Here is a 20,881-nt window from a genome sequence, read left to right as displayed (position 1 = left end):
GTAAATGTTATAATTGGACACTATAAATTTACGAATTTTTCGCGAGAATACCAAGAAAATCAGCCATTTAGTTTTATGCTAAATGGCTGATTGTTTTATTATTGGATAACTGAACTCTTATATCGAACTCACGTTATTTACTTTCCGTCGGATTTTTTCTTTAAGCCATTCCGGACTAAGCACAGTGACATCCTCACCATATTTCAGCAACTCATGAATAAGATCGTTATTGGGCTGAGCAAAGATGCTGAATTTTGCCCCGTTGATTTCAGTCTCATCTTCCTGCTGCGTATGATGTATAGGAAGCGAACGGATGTAATTCTGTTGGCCATTGACTGCGTGTATCGTTATTCTCTGAGGTCTGCAATGCTCTTCGACAATTATACCAATAGTATCTTTAAAATATTCCTCCGCATCAAACGAATCCGGCAGCACGAAAGTCTTGTCAGTAAACTCAATACCCTTGACTCGGTCAAGAGCGAAAATCCGCATTACATCTCTGTCAGTTCGTCTGCCCAAAAGATACCATCTTTGTTTGTAAATCTTCAGGCAATATGGCTCGATCTCATGCGGTCCGGGCGCATCCATCCTGTAGCTTTGATACGACAGAATTATGACTTTGCCATCGCGCATCGCTTCGATAACAGGCGCAAGATAATGTTGTCCTGACGGCATAGGTTCAAAAAGGATACGATGTTTCAAATCCGTGCATTCCGACAGGATATTGTTAACAGCAAAAGTATTGAGCAACCAATCCCTCGCACCATCCTGTCTAAGCGTCTCCCGATTGGCTATATGGTAAGTTTTCTCGCCATGGCGGTCGCATACGATGTCTACGTCAAACAATTCCCTGATGGCAATCTTATGTCGGTGAAAAGTTCTTTCGGGTATCTCATCCTCTCCGTCAGTGTTGAGGCATGACCGACACCAGCAACGATTAATCTCGTCACGGGTAATGCCATCATTTCTATATATAAGGTCTACGAGCCAAATATATCTCTTAAACAGTTCTGACTGGGCCATAGTTGTTTCTGATTTTCAACAACAAAGTTATGACAAGAAGCTGACAAAACGCGGCAGTTTAGACTAAAAACAATATACTTTATCATAGTTTTTTTGAATATTTCATCATTCAGTCTGAAATATCACAAAAATATAGCCGCGCGCTTTATATTAAAGCACACGGCTATATATTGATTGTCTGTATCTTATGAGTTGTAATTAGACAAACTCACTAATGCTTCGTCCGAAGCATAGACTGTCATGTAATGATTAGTCGGCAAACTTGGCCTTGAGGAACTCGCGGTTGAGGCGGGCGATGTTGCTGAGCGAGATGTTCTTGGGACACTCGGCAGCACATGCGCCTGTATTGGTACAGTTGCCGAAACCGAGCTCGTCCATCTTGCTGACCATGGCACGGGCACGACGAGCGCGCTCCACCTGGCCCTGGGGCAGAAGTGCAAACTGGCTTACCTTCGCGCTGACAAAGAGCATTGCCGAACCGTTCTTACATGCTGCAACACACGCACCGCAACCGATACATGTGGCTGAGTCCATGGCTACGTCGGCCACCTCCTTGGAGATGGGGAGCGAGTTGGCATCCTGAGCACCGCCGCAGTTGATCGACACGTAACCGCCGGCCTGCTGTATCTGGTCAAAAGCGTTACGGTTGACCATAAGGTCGCGTATCACGGGGAAAGCTGCCGAACGCCAGGGCTCGATAGTGATGGTGTCCTCGTTGTTGAACTTACGCATGTGGAGCTGACATGTTGTGATGCCCTGCACGGGACCGTGGGGATGTCCGTTGATGTAGAGCGAGCACATACCGCAGATGCCCTCGCGGCAGTCGCTGTCAAACACTACAGGCTCCTCACCCTTCTCCACGAGCTGCTGGTTGAGCATGTCGAGCATCTCGAGGAAGCTGCTTCCGGTGGATACATTCTCCACGCGGTAGTTCTTGAACGCCCCCGGTTCTTTCGGGCTACGCTGGCGCCAAATCTTGAGGTTTACATTTATATTATGTTCCATTTTGCTTCAGATAAAAAATCGGGGGATTGTTTATGACTTGTAGTTACGGGTCTGAACCTTGATCTCGGTGTAGTTGAGGGGCTCTTTGAGAAGGATGGGCTTTTCGTTTTCGCCGGTATATTTCCAGCACGACACATACATGTAGTCCTTGTCGTTACGGGCAGCCTCACCGTCGGCCAACTGATACTCCTCGCGGAAGTGTGCGCCACACGACTCGTTGCGGTTGAGGGCGTCGATGGCCATCATCTTGGCTATCACGAGGAAGTCCTCGAGACGGAGAGCCTTTTCGAGCTCCTGGTTGAGATCATCGGCACGGCCTACGATGCGGAGATCGGTGTAGAACTCCTTGCGTACCTCCTCTACCTCGTCGAGAGCCTTTACAAGACTCTGGAGGGTACGGCCCATGCCTACGAGATTCCACATCACGTGACCGAGACGCTTGTGTATCTGGTCGGGCGACTTGGTACCCTTGATGTTCATGAGTTTCTGAATACGCTCGCGTACACCCTTCTCAGCCTCGTCAAACTCCTTGGTGTCGGTGGTGAAGTGAGGCACCTTGATCTGGTCGCTGAGATAGTTCTGCATGGTGTAAGGTATCACGAAGTAGCCGTCGGCGAGACCCTGCATGAGAGCCGACGCGCCGAGACGGTTGGCACCGTGGTCAGAGAAGTTACACTCACCCAGAGCGAAGAGACCCTTGACCGAAGTCTGGAGCTCATAGTCAACCCAGATACCGCCCATGGTGTAGTGGCTGGCGGGGAAGATCATCATCGGGGTCTGGTAGGGGTTGTCATCAGAAATCATCTGATACATGTCGAAGAGGTTGCCGTAACGGTCGCGTACCACATCCTCGCCAAGACGCTCGATGGCATACTTGAAGTCGAGATATACGGCATTGCCTGTACCTACGCCATAGCCGGCATCGCAACGCTCCTTGGCTGCGCGGCTGGCGATGTCACGGGGACAAAGGTTACCGAAGGCGGGATAACGACGCTCGAGATAGAAGTCGCGGTCCTCATCGGGAATATCGGTAGGTTTCTTCTTGCCTGCACGGATAGCCTCGGCATCCTCCTTTTTCTTGGGCACCCATATACGGCCGTCGTTACGGAGCGACTCGCTCATAAGGGTGAGCTTCGACTGGTCCTCACCGTGAACGGGGATACATGTGGGGTGAATCTGAGTGAACGCGAGGTTGGCAAGATAAGCACCCTTCTTGAAAGCCTGGACAGCGGCAGAGCCGTTGCAGCCCATAGCGTTGGTCGAGAGGAAGAATGCGCGTCCGTAGCCGCCGGTGGCGAGCACTACGGCATGTGCTGCATAACGCTCCAGCTCACCTGTCACGAGGTTGCGCACGATGATACCGCGGGCACGGCCGTCGATGATAACGATGTCGAGCATCTCGCGACGGTTGAACGACTTGACGGTACCCTTCTTGATCTGACGGTTGAGCGACGAATAGGCTCCGAGCAGGAGCTGCTGGCCGGTCTGGCCCTTGGCATAGAATGTACGTGACACCTGTGCGCCGCCGAATGAACGGTTGGCAAGCAGGCCGCCATATTCGCGTGCAAAGGGGACACCCTGAGCCACACACTGGTCGATGATGTTGTTTGACACCTCGGCCAGACGATATACGTTGGCTTCACGCGAGCGGAAGTCACCGCCCTTGATTGTATCGTAGAAGAGACGATACACCGAGTCACCGTCGTTCTGATAGTCTTTGGCTGCATTTATACCGCCCTGTGCTGCGATAGAGTGAGCACGGCGGGGTGAGTCCTGGATGCAGAAGTTGAGCACATTAAATCCGAGCTCGCCGAGAGTCGAGGCTGCCGATGCGCCGGCCAGACCCGTACCTACGACGATAACGTCAAGGTTACGCTTGTTGGCGGGGTTGACGAGCTTCTGGTGAGCCTTATAGTTGGTCCACTTCTGAGCCAAGGGTCCTTCGGGAATCTTGGAGTCTATCTGATATTCAGGAAGTTTTGAGGACTCGATGTCGGCATAATCCTTCATGATGGGGGTGGAGTCAATCATCCCCTCGAGGTTCTTTATGTCTGCCATATCTGGTAGTGATTTTTTTAGTTCGTAAAATAGTTCCCGCAGGATTATTCAGTGATTATCTCAGAAGCGCAGCAACTGTCTACAACTTCCACCACACACTCTTCACCCGAGCAAAGTGATGTAACGTCACAGCAACTGTTGGCCTTGACGGTGAATACGACAGCCTGAATGATAAAGAGACCTACGACAATCGAAGTCCACCAGGCAGCGATAGTCTTGAGACGGGGCATCCAGGTGTCACCGTTCCAGCCTACGGTCTGCATCATTGACCAGAATCCATGATTCATGTGAAACCACAGTGCGATAAAGCCGATGATGTAAACGATGGGAGTCCAGATCTGAGAGAAGGCGATGTAGATAAAGGCCATGCCGTTGGCGGGATGAACCTCAACACCGTTGTATACATACTCTTCGCCAAGTATCTCGGCAAGCTGCATCTTGGCCCAGAACTGGATAAGGTGAACTACGAGAAATGCAAGTACCACGATACCGAGCACAAGCATATTCTTTGACGACCATTCTACGCCGGGAGCTGCGCCGGCAATTGCATAACGGTCCGCGCCACGGGCACGACGATTCTGAAGCGTCAGCCAGGTGGCATAAACAATGTGAATGATGAAAAGTGCTGCAAGGCCAAGAGATGCTACGAGAGCATACCAGTTGGCACCCAGAAATTCGCACACGGCATTATAGCCCGAAGGCCAGAAGAGTGCGACACCATTCATCAGACAGTGAAACGTGACAAATAGGACAAGGCAGACTCCTGTGAGTGCCATCACAAACTTGCGTCCTATTGATGAGCATGTTAACCACATAGTAGTGTTGAGTAAAAATTAGAATTTATTGAATAATTGATATTTTTTGTACAATCTTTTTCCAATGCAAAGATAGTGCAAATCCACGGCTCTCACAATATTTAAAGAAATTTTTCTTTAATCTTACCGAATTTTAGCTACTTTTGCACTCTCAAACAACCCTCATATCATGCTTCTTCTATATAGAATTTACCAGATTTTCATCTTTTGCCCCATAATTGTAGTCTCTACAATAATTATTGCCCTGATGACAGTCATCGGTTCGGCCCTTGGCTACGGACGCTGGTGGGGCTACTATCCCGAGGTCATATGGGCGAGGATATTCTGCCGGCTTGCATTTGTGTCGGTCGAAGTGAAAGGCCGCGACAACATCGACCCGCACACATCATATGTATTTGTCGCCAACCATCAGGGCGCATATGACATATTCTCGCTTTTTGGATATCTCGGCCACAATTTCCGCTGGATGATGAAGGAAAGCCTGCGCAAGATTCCCTTTGTCGGATGGGCATGCAAAGCCGCCGGACAGATATTTGTCGACAATTCTTCGGTTAGCGCGACTCGACGCACCATGCAGGAGGCCGAGAAGCAATTGCGCGGAGGCATGTCGCTCACGGTCTTCCCCGAAGGAGCCCGCTCTTGGGACGGCAATATGAGGCGTTTCAAAAAGGGAGCCTACAAACTGGCCGTGGAGTTTAATCTCCCCGTGGTGCCGGTCACCATCGACGGTGCTTTCGACGTATTGCCGAGATTCAAGTTTCTCCCCCGCCCCGGACATATCAGGATTACCATCCACAAGCCAATCCACCCCGGCTGCGACGGACACGACATCGCCGCACTCATGGAGCAGAGCCGCGAAGCTATAGCCTCGGTGCTTCCGGTCCGCGAGTCAACCCCTCTGTCAAGATCAAGGACAGACTGACACATCGCCAAAACTATAAAATAGATGAGAGATGACTGCCGCGGCAGTCATCTCTCATCTATTTTATACTTATGTTTGTTACAATTCCAACGACAATATCTCCTCAAACCTGTCCACAGTTATGTCGGCCAGCGGAGCCACTTTTTCGCGAGAATTGGTAGTGGCGATGCCTACCACGGTCGCGCCCGACGAACGTCCGGCCTGAAGTCCCTGCAGAGAGTCTTCAAACACGCAACACTCCTCGACAGGAGCACCTATCAGCTCGGCTCCCTTGAGATAACCCTCCGGATCAGGCTTGCTGCGGCTTACCATCGAACCGGTGATAACCACATTGACCATCTCACGCAGCTCCGGACGACGGCCGAACAGCAGATCCATCTTCACATTGTCGCTGCTCGTTACGATAGCCGAAGGTATGCCGGCCTTCTTCAACCTGCCGAGAAACTCCATAACTCCCGGATAGACGGGATACTCCATATTTGCTTCAAACTCATGAAGCGCGGCAAGGATACCGTCGCGGTCCGATTCGGGGAAATTTTGCAATATTTCTCCGATGGTCGTACCCTTGATGTCGGAGGCGAAAGTGGAGACCAGGCCGTAACGGTCGCCCATGGCTCCCCAGAATTTTGAATATTCGCCCTCACTGTCCACAAGCACGCCGTCGAGGTCAAACAGCATGCCTTTCTTACTATATGTATTGTTCATCTTGTCAAATATACATTAAAAACAGCCACAAAATTAGTAAAAAAACATATATCGCACCATATCATGCTTTGTCATTAGAAATTTTCTGAGTAATTTTGACCAATTTTATCAAAAACCTAATCTCAAAATGAAAGAAAAACCCAAAAGATATTTCCTTCCCGAAAGCGAGATTCCACACGAATGGTACAACATCCAGGCCGATATGAAAACCAAGCCGCTGCCTCCGCTCAACCCGCAGACACGCGAGCCCATGAAGGCCGAAGACCTCTACCCCATCTTTGCCCGCGAGTGCAGTGACCAGGAGCTCAACATGACCGACCGCTGGATACCCATCCCCGACGAGGTCAGAGAGATGTACAAGTATTACCGCTCCACCCCGCTTGTGCGCGCCTACGGTCTGGAGAAAGCCCTCGGCACATCGGCACATATATATTTCAAAAACGAGAGCGTGTCGCCTATGGGTTCCCATAAGCTCAACTCGGCCATCCCACAGGCTTACTACTGCAAGAAAGAGGGCGTCAAAAACGTCACCACCGAGACCGGAGCGGGCCAGTGGGGTGCATCACTCTCATATGCAGCCTCGCTCTTCGGACTCGAAGCTGCCGTCTATCAGGTAAAAATTTCCTATGAGCAGAAACCCTACCGCCGCAGCATCATGCAGACCTACGGAGCACAGGTGACCCCGTCGCCCTCCATGTCGACCCGCGCCGGCAAGGACATCCTCACAGTCAACCCCAACTGCCAGGGCTCGCTCGGCACAGCCATCTCCGAAGCCGTCGAGCTGGCACGCACCACCCCCGACTGCAAATACACCCTCGGCTCCGTGCTGAGTCACGTCACACTCCATCAGACTGTAATCGGCCTCGAAGCCGAAAAGCAGATGGAGATGGCCGGTGAATATCCCGACATGGTGATAGCTTGCTTCGGTGGCGGCTCCAACTTCGGCGGTATCTCTTTCCCCTTCATGCGCCACAAGATTGCCGGCGAGGAGGGCAAGGACCACACGAGATTTATCGCAGCCGAACCCTCGTCGTGCCCCAAGCTCACCAAGGGCAAATTCTGCTACGACTTTGGCGACGAAGCCGGCTACACTCCGCTCCTGCCCATGTTCTCGCTCGGCCATAACTTCCAGCCGGCCAACATCCATGCCGGAGGTCTGCGCTACCACGGTGCCGGCGTAATCGTAAGCCAGTTGCTCAAGGACGGACTGATGGAAGCCGTAGACATCGACCAGCTCGAATCATTCGAGGCCGGATGTCTCTTCGCTCGCGCCGAAGGCATCATCCCGGCCCCCGAGTCGTGCCACGCCATCGCAGCCACCATACGCGAAGTCAAAAAACTCCAGCCGGGCGAAGAAAAGGTAATCCTCTTCAACCTCTCGGGCCACGGACTCGTCGACATGGCTTCATATGACAAATACCTCTCAGGCGACCTCATCAACTACACTGTCTCCGACGAAGAAATCGAGAAAAACCTCGAAAACCTCTAAACAACTGTTATAAACGAAAAAGTGAAACCCGGTCTTGATTGGCCGGGTTTCACTTTTTCTTATTTAGCCGATGTAGAGCTTAATACGTGACAAATCATACAACCTTCTACTTGCTATCATACCCATTCCAGCCATGATTGACAACCTTAACTCTCTGATCACGGTTAGCCTCCTTATACCAATCCACAGCATTGTTCTTGTCTCCAACCCACTCTTTAAATCCAGGATAGGCCTCATAGATAGGCGTACATTCATAAGGATACCTCCAGCAGGATATATCGTCGGGTGAAGTCGGTATAATCAGTAACTGAGGTGCAGCCAGATCCATCTCACCGACACCTTCCGCACCTCCGGTCCAGAACTGTCTCAACTCCTTGCGCTCTCCGTCACGCCAAACGACTATCGAAAACTGGCTCAAAGCAGTACCTGCCGAATGTGTCGCACCGACAGTCGGTGCTATATTAAAACTCGGTATACCCGACAGTAGAAATGAACGCACTCGATCCGAATCAAATCCCATAGCATTTGTGACGCGAGGAGCATCAAGTCCGAACCACTCGTGAAAATACTTTATATTCTTGGCCTGGATATCATAGTCGCTTATCGGTCGACCGTCATATAACACCTCCAACGGCAATGTGCCTCCGGCTGCAAGGCCCGTGAGATAGACTCGCCCATAGGTTGTCTCGCGAGACGAGTCACCACCTACTCCTTCATCATCGGCCTCTATATTGGTAGCCACATGCGAAATCCCGATAACGGCGTCATTAAAATCAAGGTCAAACGTTCCACCTAGGTCTTCAGCAAGCAGAAGCCAGCTCTGCTGCACGACAGGAGTACCGACAGGCTTTACATCATCGGTTTTGACTCCGCTTACATAAAATATCATATCGTTCATATCGTGGTCACCCTTGACACCCCAGTCCTCGACACTAAGCAACGGATAACCGCCATAGCTGTAACGTGTGAATGCCATAAATCCGGCATCCTCCATATCCTGTGGCTGATACTTATAACCGCCCCGATTGTCCGGATCTCCATCTCCACACACATCATGACGATGATTTACTGAGAACACATGGCCAATATCACGATTCATTTCGGGAAATGAAAATGCTATATCCGATGGCGTTACAACCATATCGTCACATGTCATCCATCGTATGGTTTCATCCTCCACATTCCTATAATTATCTTTTCCGCCCCAAAACTTTGTATAACCCGACAGAATCATAAAGAAACCAATTTTGGTCCCAGCCTCAAATTTTGTTGACCCAATAGGGTCAGGCGTATCGCCATAACCGAAATTTACGAGTTTATACTGACTGCGGCGTATACGTGGCACGTCCCCCTCAAACGTCCCATCGTCGATCTGACTCACCACATCATCCAAGCCGGTATGATAGGGCCGGTGATACCATGCATGGCCATCCGTACTCGCCATCAGATTACGCTGCGGACGTGCATTATGTATGAGTATATACTTTGGCAACTTCATAAGTTCTTCGCCCGTAGGCCTCTCTCCCTTATAATAGAAATATCCGAAACAATCATTGAATCCAGTCGCTCCGTAAAGGAAGTGAAGTGCCACTTCGCTGCCTCCACTGCCATCATCACCTACTTCAAACGTCACTCCCTCGCTCATTGACGGCAATCTGTCCTTATAACGGATCATGTTGCATAAGTGAGACTTCTTGTTGACTCCTTCGTTAAACACTCCATGCTCGCCGACAAGATTCATCAACTCTTGAAGAGATGTACCTGGCGAATCATCGTCAAAATTGGGTTCCAGATAGCGGCCATCATTCTTCACAGCATAGAATTTCAGTGCTTCGTTAAGCGGAGCCTCTCCCGCCGGCTTTAATACTTTCCCGGGTATCGCCGGAGTATCATCAACATCAAGAAGCTGCACGGTCACACGGTCAATTACAAGCCCATGGCCACGTATGACAGCTTTATCCATAGCAAACAATTCTTCTATCTGCTCTCCATCGAGAATTATTTTAGATACATACAGCCCGTCAGATGTTCGCTCGTCATGAGCCGGTGACACATCCAACTCCCCATTTTTAAAACAGCTCAGTGGTAAATACTCTCCGTTGATAAGCCAGTTATTGGTTATACGCCATGATCTCGAAGCTGGAGGCTCAACAGATATCACCCTATGAGTCATGTCCGTAACCTCACCACACTCCGAACCATCGGCCGCATAACATTTGACAGTCGATGGCTCACACCATTCAAATGCCGGCACACGTTCACTCTCGAGCGAATAGTAGACCCTGACACACATTCTTATATATGGTAGATGTTTACGATTGACTATGTATGACATCGTGTAGGCCTTGTTGAGCACAAGTCCCCACTCACTGCCGGCATCCCAGAAGTAACCGGTATGCTCTCGACCATCCTGATACCAGCTATACTTCTTTATGCCCTGCCACAACACAATCTTACCGTCAAGCTTTGAAAAATCGCGCTCGTCATCTTCCCTTTCTGTCTCCTGAACAAGAAAAGCACCGTTACCGTTGCCAAGATGAAATGGCCAAGGATTGTTATTGAAACTTTCTTCAGCAAACTTGTTAGCTGTATTATTGATTTCCTTACTATATACAACTGTCTCCGCACGCTCGGCATTCGTGAGATTGATTTTTTCAATACTCTCGACCACTTCGGCAAACACATCTGAAGATGTCTTGCCTGAAAAGTCATAACGCTCCCACAAAGCATGGTTATATGCATTGGAGAAGTTTCCAAATACCGATCTGTCAGACGGTGTCCATCTATAATCTACGACTGTCCTGTCCGATTCACCGTAAGGTTTGTCAAAAATAGCCTCGACGTCATATGCCTTGTAGGCTGAAATGTCTTCACATGTATATATTCCTGACGGAAATGTCACTGCGCGTGACCCGATCTCTCCAAGAGTGATAAGTCCATCTTTAATCTTATAATAATCTCCGAATATCACATTGCCGTCAGCATCACGGCCATCAACCCAGGCAAACAAAGCCGTGCTCGGGTAATCAAAACTGAAGCTATCCACGTCCGGTCTGATACAGGCGGCAATCTGACATCCTGGGCTGCCGGGCATCTTGTTGTAGACATTGATAGTAGCCACATTCTTACGCACTGCCGAAGCAAACTTGAGAGTGACTCGCTGTGATAGATTCCAGTCATGGCTCGAATCAATCGGCCCAAGTTGTTTTATAAACTCGCGCGTATATCTTTCCCCATCGGGGATTTCAAGAGTTTCAAGTGCACAAGAGGTCAAAGCACAAGTCGCCGCACAAGTAATAAATGTGGATAATGTAGGTAAATTTAGTCTTTGTATCATTACTATATTATTGATGTTAGGATTTATCAGCTACAAGCACTGCAAATATACATCTTGGCAATGATATTGACACGACACCAAACTATCAATTATGTTATATAATGTAACCCACACCTATCCTGACAATGTATGCGACAAATATATAAACAATTAAGAGTCTTATTGATATTTGTATTTAAACGTTCTTTAAGATAAAATAAAGCCAGACTTGCAAGTCTGGCTTTATTTTATCTTAAAGAACGTTTAAATCTCATTTTCCCGCTACTCGTTGATGGTACGTTGGGCACATACGAGGGTGCGGGCCGGAAATTGCTCGACAAGCGACATATTGTGTGTCGCCATTATTACTGTAGTCCCCTGTCGCGCGATTGCGTGGAGATGACTGACTATCGACTCCCCCGTTGCCGGATCGAGATTTCCGGTAGGCTCGTCAGCCAGTATGAGCGGCGGATTGTTGAGAAGTGCGCGCGCTATGACCAGACGCTGCTGCTCGCCACCCGAAAGCTCAAACGGCTTCTTGTAGCTCTTGTTGGTCATACCGACACTTTTGAGCACCGCCTCGACGCGCTCGTCCATAGCCGCCTTGTCGCGCCAACCTGTGGCTTTAAGCACAAAACGCAGATTGTCTTCGGCACTGCGGTCAGTGAGCAGACGGAAATCCTGAAATACAATGCCTATCTGACGCCGCAGATAAGGTATGTCTCGGCTACGTATCGAACGCAAGTCATAGTCAAGCACATGCGCGCTTCCGGCCGCTACCGGCACGTCGGCATACAGCGATTTGAGCAGACTTGACTTTCCGCTGCCGACCTTACCGATAATGTACACAAACTCACCCTGCTTTACTTTAAGACTGACATTCTTGAGAGTAATAAGCGAGTTGCGGTGAATGGTGACATCTCTATAGTCTATCACTGAAGGCATGGCTCAACTTTATGATTATATATTAAAACACGCGTGGAGTCATCAGTTGCCCATCTCTGACAGGAACTTGATATGTGCGAGACGGATCTCATCCTCTGTGAAATCGGAGCCAAACTCCTTGTAAGCATTGTTGAGATCATCGGTCTCTGACTCTTTAAAGAAATCAAAAAGCTCCTCCTGCGAGTCCTCATCAATAATTTCGTTGATGTAATAGTTGATGTTGATTTTGGTACCGGAATAGACTATGGCCTCGATTTCATCAATCAGTTCATCAAACTCCAGGCCCTTCGAGTGAGCAATCTCAGGCAGAGGGATCTTGCGGTCGATGAGCGTGATGATATACAGCTTGGTAGAGTTTTTATCGGGCACACTGCGCACACGCAGATCCTCGGGACGGTCTATCTCGTTGTCCTCGACATGACGCTTGATTACCTTGACAAACTCGGCTCCATATCTCTTGGCTTTACCTATGCCCACACCGGGTATGTTCTGAAGCTCCTCTATTGATATGGGATAGGTCGTGGCCATGGCCTCGAGCGACGGGTCCTGGAATATTACGTAAGGAGGCAGACCGAGCTGCTTGGACACCTTGCGGCGGAGATCCTTGAGTATGCTGTAAAGCTCAGTATCGGCCGCACACGAGGCTCCGCTCTTCATCATCTCAGGCTCGGGCTCGCTTGAGAACTCCGAGTCCTCGACCACCTTGAACGACACGGGCGAGTTGAGAAACTTCTTACCCTTGGCCGTAATCGATAGTGTCCCGTAATTCTCGATGTCCCGTTCCAGATAACCCATGAGGGTGGCCTGACGGATTACGGCACTGATGAGACGTTCCTCGACGCCCTTCTCGCATCCGAACACATCGAGTTCGTCATGCTGATATGATTTGACCATAGAGGTGGCGTTGCCGAGCACAACGTCACATACATAATCGGCTTTAAACTTTTCCTTGAGAGCGATGATGGTCTCAAGCACTGCGCATAAATCTTCTTTAGCTTCCACTTTTTTCTTGGGATTTAAGCAATTGTCGCAATTCTGACAGTTGTCTTCGTGAAATTGTTCACCAAAATAGAAGAGGAGAGAACGCCGGCGGCACGAACTGGCCTCGGCATAGCTTTGAGTCTCTATGAGTAACTGTTTTCCTATCTCCTGCTCGGCCACTGGCTTGCCCTGCATGAATTTTTCCATCTTCTGCAGGTCTTTGGCCGAATAGAACGTCACACAGAGGCCTTCACCTCCGTCACGGCCGGCTCGCCCGGTCTCCTGATAATAGCCTTCGAGCGACTTTGGCATGTCATAGTGAATCACAAACCTTACATCGGGCTTGTCGATGCCCATGCCAAAGGCTATGGTGGCCACAATCACGTCGACCTCTTCAAGCAGAAACGCATCCTGGTTGGCACTGCGGGTGGCCGCATCCATGCCGGCATGATAGGGCAACGCCTTGATGTCGTTGACCCGGAGCATCTCGGCCAGTTCCTCGACTCGCTTGCGGCTCAGACAGTAGATGATGCCGCTCTTGCCGGGATGGCTCTTGATAAACTTGATTATGTCCTTGTCAATGTTTGACGTCTTGGGGCGCACCTCATAGTAGAGGTTGGCACGGTTGAACGACGACTTGTAGACGATGGCATCGCCCATGCCGAGGTTCTTCTGTATGTCATGCTGCACCTTCGGGGTGGCCGTGGCCGTGAGAGCTATGACCGGACGCACATTTATCTCATTGATTATAGGACGTATGCGGCGATATTCCGGTCGGAAGTCATGACCCCACTCCGAGATGCAATGGGCCTCGTCGACTGCATAAAACGATATTTTTATCGTCTTGAGAAACTCTATGTTCTCCTCCTTTGTCAGCGACTCGGGAGCGACATAAAGCAACTTGGTGAGTCCGGCCCTGATGTCGGTCTTGACAGCGTCGATGGCCGAGCGGTTGAGCGACGAGTTGAGGAAATGAGCCACATGGTCTGCCGCACTGAAATGGCGCATGGCGTCGACCTGATTCTTCATCAGGGCTATCAGTGGCGATATCACTATGGCAGTGCCCTCCATCATGAGTGCGGGGAGCTGGTAGCACAGCGATTTGCCACCGCCTGTGGGCATAAGGACAAAGACATCCTTACCCTCGAGTAGACTGGACATGATGGCTTCCTGATTGCCCTTGAAGGAATCAAATCCGAAATGCTCTTTCAGTGCCGTTTGAAGACTGTGGTTCATGGATTGGATAGGAAATGAGGTGAGTGGTTTGGAGGTTGCTTATGAAACGCCCTCTTTATAAACAGACGGAGAGATCAGCCTATATAGGCCTTCTTGATTTTTTCTTCGGCATACTCTTTTGTGATGACCAGCTCGTCGACCTTGTTGGAAGGGGTCTCATACATGGGGTCGATCATGATGGTCTCGACAATAGTGCGCAGTCCTCGCGCGCCGAGCTTGTACTCTATGGCCTTGTCGACGATAAACTCAAGTGTGTCGGGCGCGAATGTGAGCTTCACGCCGTCCATCGCAAAGAGCTTTTCATACTGGCGTATGATGGCGTTCTTAGGCTCGGTAAGCACTTTGAGCAGAGCTGCGCGGTCGAGCGGATCGAGATGGACCAGCACTGGCAGACGGCCTATTATCTCGGGGATGAGTCCGAACGATTTGAGGTCCTGCGGTGCGATATATTTCAGATAGTTGTCCGAATCAATCTTTGACCTTTCGGCGCGCCCGGTAAATCCCACCACATGGGTGTTGAGACGATGAGCGATCTTGCGCTCAATGCCGTCAAAGGCTCCGCCGCATATGAAGAGTATGTTTTTTGTATCGACGGCTATCATCTTCTGCTCCGGATGCTTGCGGCCACCATTCGGCGGAACGTTGACCACCGAGCCTTCAAGCAGCTTCAGAAGGCCCTGCTGCACACCTTCGCCCGAGACGTCGCGCGTGATGGAGGGGTTGTCACCCTTGCGGGCTATCTTATCAATTTCGTCGATAAACACGATGCCGCGCTCGGCCTTGGCCACGTCATAGTCGGCAGCCTGAAGCAGACGCACGAGCAGACTCTCTATATCCTCGCCTACATAGCCGGCCTCGGTGAGCACCGTGGCGTCTACTATAGCGAACGGCACATCGAGCTGTCGGGCTATCGTCTTGGCCAGAAGCGTCTTGCCTGTACCGGTCGGACCAACCATTATGATATTGCTTTTCTCTATATCCACGTCGTCGCGTGTCTGCGCGAGACGCTTGTAGTGATTATAGACAGCCACAGAGAGATACTTCTTGGCATCGTCCTGGCCTATCACATACTGGTTAAGGAAATCGCATATCTGCTTGGGGGTGGGTATTTCCTTTTCGGCTTCGGCCTCCTTGCGGGGCTTTTTACCTTTGGCACGGGCCTTGCCGGCCTCCTCATCGCTGAAATAGTCCTTGAGGAGACCTTCTATCTGGTCGACGCAATCGCTGCATATATAGGCGTCGCCGAGCGGACTCGGCACAAGGATGTCGGTAAACGACGGTTCCTTGCCGCAAAATGAGCATTTCACCGACCCGGTGCCGTTTTTATTACTGCTTTTAGCCATTCTCGATTATTTCTTTTCGGGAAGAAGGATATTGTCAATCATACCATAGTCCTTGGCCTCCTGGGCTGTCATCCAGTAATCGCGGTCGGCGTCGGCCTCGATACGGTCAAGCGACATGCCTGAGTGGTCGGCTATGATTTTGTAAAGCTCCGCCTTATATTTGAGTATCTCGCGGGCTGTGATTTCGATATCGGAAGCCTGACCCTGCACTCCGCCAAGAGGCTGGTGTATCATTACACGCGAGTGGGGAAGGGCGAGACGCTTGCCCTGCGCGCCGGCCACGAGGAGCACGGCGGCCATTGATGCGGCCATGCCGATACATATGGTCGAGACGTCGCTCTTGATGTGCTGCATGGTGTCATAGAGTCCGAGACCGGCTATCACCGATCCGCCGGGCGAGTTGAGATATATGGAGATGTCCTTGCCGGGGTCTACCGAGTCGAGATACAGAAGCTGACCCTGCACTACGGTGGCGGTGTAATCATTGACATCTGTGCTCAGAAAGATGATGCGGTCCATCATCAGACGTGAGAACACGTCCATCTGGGCTACGTTGAGCTGACGCTCTTCTATAATGGTGGGAGAGATGTATGACGATGTTATCTGCGATGCCGCGGCCGATGTATACTGGTCAAGAGCCAATCCATTCATGCCGAGATGATGCACGGCATAGTTTCTAAAATCCTTATTCATAGCTTTCTTCTATTCTTTCTTCGTTTTTATAATGTAAAATTACAAAATTATCACGTAAATGCAAACACCTCACATATTTTTTTGTTTGATTTACGCGCTTATCTGACCGCAATCTTCACAGCCTTGCCGTCATGACGCACCACATAGATGCCCGAAGGCAGGAGCGACACGGCTTCACCGACCGGCACTCCTTGCATGAGCCGGCGTCCGCCTATGTCATATACGTCAACGGTCTGTCCGTAATCAAAAGCCTCTCCGTCTCCGTTACAGCCGATTTCTCCGATGCCGCTCTGAGAAATCACCGACTCGACCGACAACGATACACACGAAGGCACAACAATGGACAACTTCGGGCCGGGGAAAGTCTGCACCGTCGAGGATGACCCGCTATATCTGACAGTCACTCGCCAGGAGTCAACCGTAGCTCCGTCCGAGGCTCCCTCAACAGTAAGAGTGCGGCCCTGGAAATATTTACCGTCAAACGAGCGGCCGCGCAGGGGCACTCCGTTGACTCTCAAGGCCACATCGTCGGTGCGTCCGGCATCTATCGTGACCGCGCGGGGAGTGCCGAGCTTGTAATAGTCGGCAAGATGTGTGTAGAAAAACTCTGTACGGTCCGCAGCCCACTGCTTGGCTTTGCGCACCTCCTCGTCATAATTGGGCCACCACGGATTGAACAGTGCGCGATGACGGGTATACTCCGGCTTTATGGCCGACGACATGGCGTCAATCTCCGCTCCTATCACACGTCCGTTAAGAAAGTCACCCATATAGACGGCACACCGGTCGACAAACATGTCGCGAAACTCTCTGATATCCATCAGTCGTCTGAAAAGGCGGGTATGTTCGGGCTTGTTGGCCCAGGCGTTGTCCTTGTCAAAATTATTGTCATGAAGCCAGTCGAAGGTCTTGTAGGCATACGTGCGGTCATATAGACCGAGCCCGAAGTCAGTGTCCTTGGCTATCCACCGCCAGCGGCCGCCTTCGGCTCTCGGACGCCACATGACGATATTATTGCCGGGAAAATCAAGATTGTTGTGAAACAGTTCCATAATCATGAGGTTGGCAAACTCGCCGGTGTCCATCCGCTTCTCAAACTCATCGTATGTCTGCCCTGTGCCGGAATAAAACTCCTTGAAAGCGTTATAGTTGTCCCACGTGCCCTCTTTCAGTTCCCACCAGTTTTCAAACATGTCTATATCCTCCTCTCCGTCATATAGAGTATAGACATAATCCTCGTTGGTGCGCGTGCGTATGTTGAGCATACCCTTATACTCTCCGTTAATCATCAGTATGGCCGGTCGGTAAGGCTGCCAGTCGAGGTCGGCGTTGCGTCCCATGTTGCGTTGGATGAGCGCGTCGCGAAAATACAGATAGTCAAAATCATTGCCCGAATTGCGCAGCTCTATCGACTTCCAGTCAGTGCGCCCCGGAGCGTCTTTGGGAAAAAACTCATACTCGAGACGCTTTGTGCCGAAACGCTTGTTGGCATATACCACAAGCGACTTGAGAGCTGCTCCGCGCGAGGCTCCGCCTTTGACCCTGGTCTCGCACAACTGATTGATGACACTCCCCTCTCCCTGACTCATGAATATCTCGACGTTGACAGGTCTGCGCCAATCCTGCCTATATGACTGATTATTGACAGTGCCGTTGTTGTATTCGTTATATATGCCCTTGTCCCGGCTGTAGAAATAATCGCCCACAGTCACCATCGACACTACCGGCATAATCATGTCACGCCCGAGCGAGATATAGCTGTGAGTGGTCGAGCGCGGCGACAGGTAACCGTCACAAAAGAGCTTGGCCCTGACATTGGTGGTCTTGCCTATCCATATGGGGGAAGTGTATAGCTGAGATGTCGCCACAGGCTCGGAGCCGTCGGTAGTGTAACGTATCTCCGTTCCGTCGGGTGCGTCGGACGGCAACGACAGCGAGAGACTGAACCCGAGAGCACCCACTCTGCCCATATGAGAAAATACGGGATTGCCGAGTATCTCGTTGCTGCCACGGCCACAGTTGGAGTATCCTGGTGTACTAGTACACTGGTACACCCATACACTCGCCTTGTCGACAACACGTCCGTAGGATATATTGGGAGCCGGCTGCTTCTTGAGCCCCTCGACTTTATCGACGAGTGTGGAGCCTTTATACAGATAGACGGCCGCCCCTTTGCCGGAGTCGAGCCGGAAAGGCGTGTGCATGCCGTCGCCGACCTTGTCGCAATAGACTATCACATAGCCGCCGGGCCGGACTGTCTGAGACGGCAGTTGATAGGCGTCCGAGCCGTCCGGCTTTATGCCTATGCTGTAAGACGACAGACTGACACCCGACGTGCCGGCATTGTAAAGTTCGACCCATGAATCGGGAAATTCGTTCAGGTCATCCATGATGCAGTCGATGTTGCTCTGCATCAGTTCGTTTATAATCAGTTCAGCCTCCGAAGCCACCGGCATTGAAGCCGCAGCGGCAAAAGTAAGGAGCGAGGTCAGCAGTCTCATAAATACAATAGTTACAATGATTCAGGTAATAAAATAACAATCAAGAAGATAACCAGCGGTATCCGCTAAGGCACCGCGACATCACTTCGGAGCGATGTGAGTAAAGAAGTGCCATATGGCTATACCACCCGACACCGATACGTTGAGCGAGTGTTTGGTGCCGAGCTGCGGTATCTCGAGACACACGTCACACTGGTTGACCACATTCTGATCCACGCCATTCACCTCATGTCCGAGCACAAGAGCGTAGCGGTGTCCGTCCTGCGGGTTGAAATCCTGAAGCTCCACACTCCCTTTGACCTGTTCGAGACAACACAGGGTGTAGCCTTCGCGCAGCAACGATTCGATACATTCGGCCGTGGTCGGAAAATAAGCCCACTCGACCGATTCCTCCGCGCCGAGAGCGGTCTTGTGGATTTCGGGCGAGGGGGGGCATGCACTGATGCCACACAGCATTATACGCTCTACGGCAAACGCATCACATGTACGGAAAATAGCACCTATATTATTCAGGCTCCTCACATTGTCAAGCACCACGGTGAGACGCATTTTTGACTGTCGGCGAAAATGCTCGACATCCACACGATTCAGATCCCAAATAGTCTTTTTTTCCATTGTTTGCGTATAATGAGTTAATAGACACAAAGGTAATAAAAATTTTGAGAAATTAAAATTGAAAATGCGAAATCAGCAATTGTAACGCCGATTTCGCATTTTCTATTTTAATTTTCAAATACCTGATTTACAGTCCAAGAGTGAGGGTCGTGAGGAAACGTCCGGCGGTGCCTGCTCCAAACGAGAGGGTGATGTAGCCGTTGTTACCGCCAAACCATGTCGATGTCATCATGCCTCCCGAATTATTGACCGTCACAGGCACTCCATATGTGTTGACCAGTGTGGAGTAGACGGCATTGTAACGCGAGAGATCATAACCCGGTGTCGAATAATAGAAGCTCGACGCATCGAGTCCGCCGTTGCCGTAATAGAGCGCGCCGTCAGTCCATATATAGTTCATGGCAGGGACATTGCGCAGATATACGATGTTGTTGCCGTAACCATCGACCGTGTAGCCCGAATTATAAAGATAGTCAAGCGACACGTTGAAGGCCGCTCCGAAAGTGAGGCCGAGGATGCCGCGTATCACAGGCAACCCTCTACGGGGACGCCATGCCGGAGGAGGTGTCGGGCGATAATGCGGACGCGCTATGACAGGGCGGTAGGGACGGTGAGGCGGAGCTATCATCGGCGGACGCGGGGCCGGCTTATGTGAAGGGCGATGCACAACGCCCGGACGCGACGGAGCCGACGGATGATGGCCGACACCGGGACGCGATGGCTCGGACGGGCGATGACCGACACCGGGCTTCTGACCGGTGTGGCTGCCGCTCACTCCGGGACGGCCCGATGTACCGGTCGACGGACGATGGTTGCCGTTGTTGCCGACATTGGGTCGGGAATTATCGGGGCGATTGTTGCCGGGACGCTGGGTTGTGCCCACACCGGGACGCTGGCTGCCGCCGGGACGGTTGCCGACATCGGGACGATTGCCCGAAGGCTTATTGCCATGATTGTTTCCGACCGATGACGGACGTGTGGAGCCGGAAGCGGGACGACTGCTACCCACCGACGGACGGCCTGACGCCCCCACTCCGGGGCGACCGCTCTGACCGCGGTTACCGTTGTGGCTGCCATTTCCCGCCGGACGAGCCGACTCCTTTCTGCGCTCGGTGCGATTATCGTTACCATGAGCACCTTGATGACGCTGGGCATACATAGCAGGTGACGACATGGCCGCCAAAGCTACGACAAGCATTAGGGTGTGTAAAAATTTTCTCATAATAATCGTCTT

The 20,881-nt window shown here is 51.0% G+C and carries 15 protein-coding genes; 2 read left to right on the top strand and 13 right to left on the bottom strand.

The window, feature by feature from the left end; all coding sequences use genetic code 11:
• Positions 1 to 117 precede the first annotated feature (117 nt).
• From QGT73_RS02920 to QGT73_RS02905, 4 genes are all read right to left on the bottom strand, one after another.
• Positions 118 to 1,023, bottom strand: a complete 906-nt coding sequence (locus QGT73_RS02920; RefSeq protein WP_280121349.1) for a helix-turn-helix transcriptional regulator — start codon at positions 1,021 to 1,023, stop codon at positions 118 to 120.
• 249 nt (positions 1,024 to 1,272) lie between these two features.
• Positions 1,273 to 2,028 (bottom strand): succinate dehydrogenase/fumarate reductase iron-sulfur subunit, encoded by a 756-nt coding sequence (locus QGT73_RS02915; RefSeq protein WP_123616055.1) that lies wholly within the window; start codon positions 2,026 to 2,028, stop codon positions 1,273 to 1,275.
• Between the two features lie 30 nt (positions 2,029 to 2,058).
• Positions 2,059 to 4,038 (bottom strand): fumarate reductase/succinate dehydrogenase flavoprotein subunit, encoded by a 1,980-nt coding sequence (locus QGT73_RS02910; RefSeq protein WP_280121352.1) that lies wholly within the window; start codon positions 4,036 to 4,038, stop codon positions 2,059 to 2,061.
• Positions 4,039 to 4,130: 92 nt separating this feature from the next.
• The gene (locus QGT73_RS02905; protein ID WP_280121348.1) at positions 4,131 to 4,901 is read right to left on the bottom strand and encodes a succinate dehydrogenase cytochrome b subunit; all 771 of its coding nucleotides are present in this window, start codon (positions 4,899 to 4,901) and stop codon (positions 4,131 to 4,133) included.
• A gap of 247 nt (positions 4,902 to 5,148) precedes the next feature.
• On the opposite strand from QGT73_RS02905, the gene QGT73_RS02900 reads away from it, so the two are divergent.
• Complete coding sequence (locus QGT73_RS02900; RefSeq protein ID WP_341874101.1) at positions 5,149 to 5,823, top strand: lysophospholipid acyltransferase family protein; 675 nt, start codon at positions 5,149 to 5,151, stop codon at positions 5,821 to 5,823.
• Positions 5,824 to 5,901: 78 nt separating this feature from the next.
• Here the strand turns inward: QGT73_RS02900 and QGT73_RS02895 are convergent, their stop codons facing one another.
• On the bottom strand, positions 5,902 to 6,528 hold the full coding sequence (locus QGT73_RS02895; protein WP_123616052.1) for an HAD family hydrolase: 627 nt from the start codon (positions 6,526 to 6,528) through the stop codon (positions 5,902 to 5,904).
• Positions 6,529 to 6,655: 127 nt separating this feature from the next.
• On the opposite strand from QGT73_RS02895, the gene QGT73_RS02890 reads away from it, so the two are divergent.
• Positions 6,656 to 8,017, top strand: coding sequence for a TrpB-like pyridoxal phosphate-dependent enzyme (locus QGT73_RS02890; RefSeq protein ID WP_280121346.1), 1,362 nt, complete (start codon positions 6,656 to 6,658; stop codon positions 8,015 to 8,017).
• Positions 8,018 to 8,123: 106 nt separating this feature from the next.
• Here QGT73_RS02890 and QGT73_RS02885 read toward each other — a convergent pair whose 3' ends face one another.
• From QGT73_RS02885 to QGT73_RS02850, 8 genes are all read right to left on the bottom strand, one after another.
• Positions 8,124 to 11,291 carry a DUF4114 domain-containing protein gene (locus tag QGT73_RS02885; RefSeq protein WP_280121345.1) on the bottom strand — a complete coding sequence of 1,056 codons (3,168 nt, stop codon included), beginning with the start codon at positions 11,289 to 11,291 and terminating at the stop codon, positions 8,124 to 8,126.
• A 324-nt stretch (positions 11,292 to 11,615) separates the two neighbouring features.
• Positions 11,616 to 12,278, bottom strand: a complete 663-nt coding sequence (locus QGT73_RS02880; RefSeq protein ID WP_280121344.1) for a cell division ATP-binding protein FtsE — start codon at positions 12,276 to 12,278, stop codon at positions 11,616 to 11,618.
• Positions 12,279 to 12,320: 42 nt separating this feature from the next.
• Positions 12,321 to 14,495 (bottom strand): DNA helicase RecQ, encoded by a 2,175-nt coding sequence (gene recQ, locus QGT73_RS02875; protein WP_280121343.1) that lies wholly within the window; start codon positions 14,493 to 14,495, stop codon positions 12,321 to 12,323.
• A gap of 74 nt (positions 14,496 to 14,569) precedes the next feature.
• Complete coding sequence (gene clpX, locus QGT73_RS02870; protein WP_123616046.1) at positions 14,570 to 15,838, bottom strand: ATP-dependent Clp protease ATP-binding subunit ClpX; 1,269 nt, start codon at positions 15,836 to 15,838, stop codon at positions 14,570 to 14,572.
• 6 nt (positions 15,839 to 15,844) lie between these two features.
• On the bottom strand, positions 15,845 to 16,531 hold the full coding sequence (gene clpP, locus QGT73_RS02865) for an ATP-dependent Clp endopeptidase proteolytic subunit ClpP (protein WP_280121342.1): 687 nt from the start codon (positions 16,529 to 16,531) through the stop codon (positions 15,845 to 15,847).
• A gap of 98 nt (positions 16,532 to 16,629) precedes the next feature.
• Positions 16,630 to 19,032: a CotH kinase family protein gene (locus QGT73_RS02860; RefSeq protein ID WP_280121341.1), complete on the bottom strand. Its 2,403-nt coding sequence runs from the start codon at positions 19,030 to 19,032 to the stop codon at positions 16,630 to 16,632.
• A gap of 81 nt (positions 19,033 to 19,113) precedes the next feature.
• Complete coding sequence (locus QGT73_RS02855) at positions 19,114 to 19,647, bottom strand: RNA methyltransferase (RefSeq protein WP_280121340.1); 534 nt, start codon at positions 19,645 to 19,647, stop codon at positions 19,114 to 19,116.
• Between the two features lie 127 nt (positions 19,648 to 19,774).
• Positions 19,775 to 20,869: a hypothetical protein gene (locus QGT73_RS02850; protein WP_280121339.1), complete on the bottom strand. Its 1,095-nt coding sequence runs from the start codon at positions 20,867 to 20,869 to the stop codon at positions 19,775 to 19,777.
• Positions 20,870 to 20,881: the final 12 nt, after the last annotated feature.

The sequence above is a fragment of the Duncaniella muricolitica genome, from assembly GCF_910574735.1.
Classification (GTDB): Bacteria; Bacteroidota; Bacteroidia; order Bacteroidales; family Muribaculaceae; genus Duncaniella; species Duncaniella muricolitica.
Note: the sequence above shows the minus strand (reverse complement) of the source record. Positions and strands in the feature narration are given on the sequence as shown.